Annotated in this window: 6 protein-coding genes; all 6 read right to left on the bottom strand. The window is 34.5% G+C overall.

The genetic code is table 11. The features are described 5' to 3' along the window. Positions 1-342: 342 nt before the first annotated feature. Entirely contained in the window at positions 343-711 is a 369-nt protein-coding gene (locus tag AC1TO5_RS21085; protein ID WP_482064806.1) for a hypothetical protein, read from the bottom strand. A gap of 243 nt (positions 712-954) precedes the next feature. Beyond that, positions 955-1,521, bottom strand: a complete 567-nt coding sequence (locus AC1TO5_RS21080; protein ID WP_482064805.1) for a GNAT family N-acetyltransferase — start codon at positions 1,519-1,521, stop codon at positions 955-957. A gap of 182 nt (positions 1,522-1,703) precedes the next feature. Further along, positions 1,704-2,249, bottom strand: coding sequence for a GrpB family protein (locus AC1TO5_RS21075; protein ID WP_482064804.1), 546 nt, complete (start codon positions 2,247-2,249; stop codon positions 1,704-1,706). A gap of 158 nt (positions 2,250-2,407) precedes the next feature. Then, positions 2,408-2,920 carry a hypothetical protein gene (locus AC1TO5_RS21070; RefSeq protein ID WP_482064803.1) on the bottom strand — a complete coding sequence of 171 codons (513 nt, stop codon included), beginning with the start codon at positions 2,918-2,920 and terminating at the stop codon, positions 2,408-2,410. Between the two features lie 201 nt (positions 2,921-3,121). Next, positions 3,122-4,171 carry an acyltransferase family protein gene (locus AC1TO5_RS21065; protein WP_482064802.1) on the bottom strand — a complete coding sequence of 350 codons (1,050 nt, stop codon included), beginning with the start codon at positions 4,169-4,171 and terminating at the stop codon, positions 3,122-3,124. Positions 4,172-4,394: 223 nt separating this feature from the next. After that, positions 4,395-4,863: DUF7683 domain-containing protein (locus tag AC1TO5_RS21060; RefSeq protein ID WP_482064801.1), on the bottom strand; the 469-nt coding region annotated here is incomplete at its 5' end.

Below are 4,863 nucleotides of genomic sequence, written 5' to 3'. Positions count from 1 at the left end.
AAAGAAAATATCGCCAATATACTAAGAATATTATGGCCCTCTCCTTTGGATTTATAGATTTTATATTCTTTCGATCATTTCACATAACGCACTTGTATTCACGAACTTCCGTAGGAAGTTGTCACTGAATCTGCTACTCTGTCAAAAGCATCACCAGTGACCAAGGCGCAGCCGCCGCGTGAATACTGTGTTAGGTGAAGTTCTTGCCGTCCTTGAGTTGCTCATAATATAATTCAATGCTATTTTTCATCACTTATTTTACGTCAATCAAAATTGTGTAAGTTTTAATTCTGTACTCTTTCTTTTCTTTCGTTTTTGAATTTGTAATATCAAATTTTGATATTACAACCACTTTATATTTCCCTTTTTAATCATTTCAAAATTCTGTTGATCAATTATTTCTTGTTTACCTTTTACGTTTACAAATCTAATTGCACCGACCATAACCATTTCTCTCTCATCTAATTCATATATATTAATATGTATTAAGCCAGTTTTACTGAAAGTCGCAGATGAACTCAATTCATAATTATTGTTGATCAAGTTTTGAAAAGTAGCGTTAACTATCAGTTCATCTCCAACAGTTAGTGATTCATTATTTACTGTTGCCTTTAAACTAAAATCATCTTCTCTTGGAAATACAAAGGTTTTACCACAACCAGATACAAATAGGATCGTGATTATTATCAATGTACTAATAAAGAATTTCATAGTTTCACCTCACAACTTTGTAAGAATTTCACCTAACGTTATTGTATTCACGACGTCCCACCACCTTAAGCCCGAAGGGCGGCCGCGACGCGGTTAGGTGGAGGGATGTGTCCAGCTGAATATGCTTCCCTGCTACTACCAATTGCCTCTTCGATTCTTCATCTAACTTCTGCCGGACCGAGGGACGAATGTCCCGATGCGTGAATATCGTGTTAGCTCAAGTTGATGACATCTTTGAATGCCTCAAAGAGACCTTTCATTAAAATCATTCTTTAGAATTGAGAACATCAAGGTATCAGTAATTATCTCACCGAATATGTAATCCCTAAGTAAACCTTCTTTTACAAAACCCAACTTTGATAAAAGTTTTACAGATGCAATATTTTCAGGTATAACTTTAGCCTGTATACGATTCATATCAAGTACATTAAATGCATATGGAATAATGGTTTCAAGCACTTCAGTCATTATTCCTTTCTGCCAATAATCTCTCGACAGATTGTATCCTACATTCACCATGGATGCTCTAATAAAGTCATTCAATATGCATGTTCCTATAATCCTATTATCATCTCTACTAGCAATTCCCCAAGTTATCATTTCTTTTCTAGTAAATGCGTTTTGAAACCTCATAAATGTCTTCGAAGCTGTCTCAATATTTTTGGGTCCTTTATATCCCCAATATCTAGTTACTTCATTATCAGAGAAGTAATTGTAATATTCCTTGGCATCATCAGAATGTAATTCTCTCAAAATAAACCTTTCAGTTTCAAGAATAGGAAAAGTAAAAAATGCATCTTTAAATGACATATTGATTTCCTCCGATTTTTAATTTTATATATCATCAATTTCAGCTAACGTTCTTGTATTAACGAACTTGCGCAGCAAGTTGTCACTGAATCTGCTACTTCTGCCAATAACATCAAAGTGATCATGGCGTAGCCGCTGCGTGAATACTGTGTTATAAGATGTCGGCGACTTCTTTGAAATTCTTACAAAATTGGTTTACCTGGTTTCCAGCCAATTTCTTGGCTCCATCGATTTGCCTTCATCATGATGCTCCATACGACTTCGGATTTCCCTTCACTATATAGTTCTCTTTGATTTCTATATCGGCTTGCAAGTTCATATTTGACCCTTGCATATTCTATTCTTTCATTTTCATGTTCCCTTAAATAGTCCCTGAATAATAAATTGAATTGTTCAGACCAACTACCGCTCTCCCTAACGTGAATATGTGTTCTTCTCATGCCTTGCGCTTCTCTAAAATATCTCTTAGTCAAATCTGAGTTATCTTTTCTATAAATAAAATCGAGAGCAGTTAAGCCAAATTTGACTTCATTGATCTGATTAAGGTTTATCACAGATATTTGAAGGTCTATAATCGGTTTAGCTGCTAATCCAACAATGGATGTTGATCCTATATGATCTATCCTTACTATTGATATTCCTATTTCATTTATGATCTGACTTCGAAGTACCTTAAACATCTCGGGCCACTTATCATTGTAAGATTCAATTATTACTTCATCCTTCATCTTTTGAAACACCTACTATATATGATTTTCACGCTCGTTCGCCGATTTCTTATAACGTTCAGGTATTCACGAACTTGCGCAGCAAGTTGTCACTGAATCTGCGACTTCTGCCAATAACATCAAAGTGACCAAGGCGTAGCCGCTGCGTGAATACTCTGTTATGTGATTTCATTGCCTTCTTGGATGGGCTTACTGGGGAACTTTATATTCATTTCCTTATTCTCTTCATCTTCTACCCAATCTATTGAAAGCGATGATTGTTCAATGAATGTTTCCATATTCTCTTTGCTTTCAAATATGTAGTAACCCATTACTTCATATGTATCATTTGGTTTGAGTCTGCCATTGTCATTTCCTTGATTCATGGAACCACTAATATATGTTATTGGGAATGGAACAATTAAATCTGCTTGAAAGCCTTCGGCAGTTTTTGAACCTCTATTCTCAAGTCTAATCTTAAATCGAATCATAAATACATCTGTGGTTGCATCAGGTTCAAATGCCTTAATAGTATTCAAATCTGTAATTGTTACGTATTGAACAGAGTTCCAAATATCAACACCCTCTGATACATCTAAAATATCAATTTGAGTATTTATATTATTTGAATTACATCCAATTAAAAAAACAAAAATTACAAATGAGTATATGATTTTTTTTGAGGTTTTCATGTACTTCTCCTTTTTGCAATGATTTCACATAACGTTCAGATATTCACGACATTCATTCCCTTAGATAGCTCTTATCTTAGGGGAATGAATATGTCCGCAGCCTATACTTCCTGAAAAACTTCTGCGGACCGAGATCCGAATGGATCGAAGCGTGAATATGGTGTTATCGGAAGTTCTTACCTTCTTTGAATCACTATCAAACTATCTGTATAATACTCTAGTTAAATAAGGAATTTTTTTAATTAAAAAGTGACTCGTCGAAAAACTTACTGCTATCCCCAATCCGATTACAATAATAAATTTGAAATATGCAGATACAGGAAGAGATTCAACGAGGTATTGTAATATTACAACAACCGGAACATGTATTACGTAAACAGTAAAAGCATTCAATGACAATGACTGCAATAAATTAATGGATTTATTTGCAATTCGTTGGAAAACGAATATTAATCCTACGCACATTCCCATACACAGGAATGTTTCAATGAAGGAATATTGCAAACTACCGAAATTCAATCCTCCAGGCTGAAAAGAAGTTACCTTCCTAGAATAAACTATAGCTGCAAGTACAAACCCAATAATAATCCATATTACTCCTACGAATTTAGGAATCCGAACAATCCAATTATTTTTCGCAGCAGATAATCCTATTATAAAGAAACTTACATACTGAGGGACATGGGCGAATTCAGTTTGAATAAACCCGAGAAATCCAATCCAATGATCAATAGGATACCAAATGCGTATTACAAATGTTGCCAACGCAACAAAAGCAGTGAAGAGTAAAATTACAAAGAAACTCGGAAATGGTTTATGTACGTATTGTTTTGTATGCCTCGGATTCAACAAATACGTTTTTACAAAAGTAAAAATAATTACATAAATCAGTAGATGTTGAAGAAACCATAAGTGTCCGAAATTAATCACTGGCCAAGAAAATGGTATTAGCATAACGAATCCGATTACTAGAGGAATACCCAATTGAATAAATCGCTCTCTTAAAAAGCTCCCTAAGCCTCTCTTTTCAAGGGACACTGGAACAAAATACGCTGATATTAAGAAAAATAGACTCATGAAAAATGCAGCATTTACAGCAAAAAAAGCACCTAAACCCGGTGAATCATCCGTTGTAAAATACCACCATCCGTTTGATCCTCCATAAGGTTGTCCAGCATGATGTGACACAACCAGCATAATTAAAAACACTTTCAAATTATCCAGGAAGTTTATGCGATTTTTCAGCGTCATCTCGAGAATTGCTCCTTTGATTTATAGATTTTATTTTTGTAAGAATTTCCGATAACGTTCGTGTATTCACGAACTTGCGCAGCAAGTTGTCACATGAATCTACTACTCTGCCAAAAGCATCAAAGTGACCAAGGCGTAGCCGCCGCGTGAATACTGTGTTATCGGATGTCAATGTCTTCTAAGAATCGACTATCGATTCCTTTTAACGCACTGAATTCCATTATTAATATCCGGCCCATAATCCATATTCATACTTTGCGAAATCCAACTTGTGATTTATTTTTGATTGAAAGAAATCCTTTTGATCTTCCGTTATTTCGAAATATCCAAAAACCGGATGTTCTTCTGATAAACCAAATATTTGTCGATATTCCTGTAATGATACATCATCGATTTCCTCTTCTCCAATAACAATTGACACCTCTGCACCTATTTCATTCCATTGAATCAATCTTGTTGTATCGGTTTCCTCAAAGTAATATGGTGAGATGTATTCTTCAACAAATAATCCTTTTCTTGTAGCATAATTAATTGCATTTAAAGAATTATGACTACTACCTATGTACATATAATAATCCCAACCAAAATGCACAAAAAAATGACCCTTTGAAAACAGCTGACAACCTACATAATTTCTTAATATCATCTTACAAATTATGCGAATTTCGATTATGCTATAAATCATGTCTTCC

This window comes from Paenibacillus sp. Y930, from assembly GCF_056786375.1.
Note: the sequence above shows the minus strand (reverse complement) of the source record. Positions and strands in the feature narration are given on the sequence as shown.

Coding starts and splice junctions, on each gene's coding strand:
- AC1TO5_RS21085 (WP_482064806.1), bottom strand. CDS start 711: ATGAAATTCTTTATTAGTACATTGATAATAATCACGATCCTATTTGTA.
- AC1TO5_RS21080 (WP_482064805.1), bottom strand. CDS start 1,521: ATGTCATTTAAAGATGCATTTTTTACTTTTCCTATTCTTGAAACTGAA.
- AC1TO5_RS21075 (WP_482064804.1), bottom strand. CDS start 2,249: ATGAAGGATGAAGTAATAATTGAATCTTACAATGATAAGTGGCCCGAG.
- AC1TO5_RS21070 (WP_482064803.1), bottom strand. CDS start 2,920: ATGAAAACCTCAAAAAAAATCATATACTCATTTGTAATTTTTGTTTTT.
- AC1TO5_RS21065 (WP_482064802.1), bottom strand. CDS start 4,171: ATGACGCTGAAAAATCGCATAAACTTCCTGGATAATTTGAAAGTGTTT.